At 65.3% G+C, this 969-nt stretch carries 1 protein-coding gene; it reads left to right on the top strand.

The window, feature by feature from the left end; genetic code table 11:
• Window positions 1-969, top strand: a 969-nt coding sequence (locus tag EN935_RS37765) for a hemolysin family protein (RefSeq protein WP_164771803.1), incomplete at both ends; no start/stop codon positions are given.

Here is a 969-nt window from a genome sequence, read left to right as displayed (position 1 = left end):
GACAAGGGTGATGCCGATCTGCACCGAGGAGAGGAACTTGCCGGCGTGTTGTCGGGCGCCTTTTCGGGCGCTACGCTCGGCGAGCGGCTGGCGCAGTTCCTGGCCTCGACAGGCATCCGTGAGACCGTCGCCGATCCGCTCGGCGTCGGCATCGTCGTTGCCATCATCACCTATTTCTCGCTGATCGTCGGCGAACTGGTGCCCAAGCAGATCGCCTTGCGTGATCCTGAAAGGGTCGCCGCCAGGGTCGCCCCGGCAATGACCATCCTCGCCACCGTCTCGGCGCCGCTGGTCTTCCTGCTCGACTTCTCCGGCCGCGCCATCCTGTGGCTGCTCGGCCAGCGCGGCGAAAGCGAGGAAAAGGTCACCGACGAAGAGATCAAGATGCTGGTCGCCGAGGCCGAGCATCACGGCACCATCGAATCCGACGAGCGGCGCATGATCGCCGGCGTCATGCGGCTTGGCGACCGCGCCGTGCGCGCCGTGATGACGCCACGCACCGAGGTCGACTGGATCAATCTGCAGTCCGACGAAAGCACCATCCGCAAGCTTTTGATGGAAACCCAGCATTCCCGGCTGCCGGCCGGCGACGGTGGCGTCGATGTCATGGTCGGCGTCGTCCAGACGCGCGACGTGCTGGCAGCACTGCTTGCCGGCCGCGTGCTCGATCCGCGCAGGCATGTGCGCGCCGCCCCCATCGTCTACGATCAGGCCGATGCGCTGGATGTGCTGCAGAAGCTCAAGGAATCCGACGTGCCGATGGCGCTGGTGCATGACGAATACGGCCATTTCGAAGGCATCGTCACCCCGGCCGACATTTTGGAAGCCATCACCGGCGTGTTCCGGGCGGACACCGACGCCGGCGATGAAGAAAATGCCGTCAAGCGCGAGGATGGCTCGTGGCTGCTCGCCGGCTACATGCAGGCCGACGAGATGGCCGACATTCTCGGCATCGACCTGCCGGAAAAC

The sequence above is a fragment of the Mesorhizobium sp. M7D.F.Ca.US.004.03.1.1 genome, from assembly GCF_003998635.1.
GTDB lineage: Bacteria > Pseudomonadota > Alphaproteobacteria > Rhizobiales > Rhizobiaceae > Mesorhizobium > Mesorhizobium loti.
This window is presented reverse-complemented; position numbering and strand designations above follow the sequence as displayed.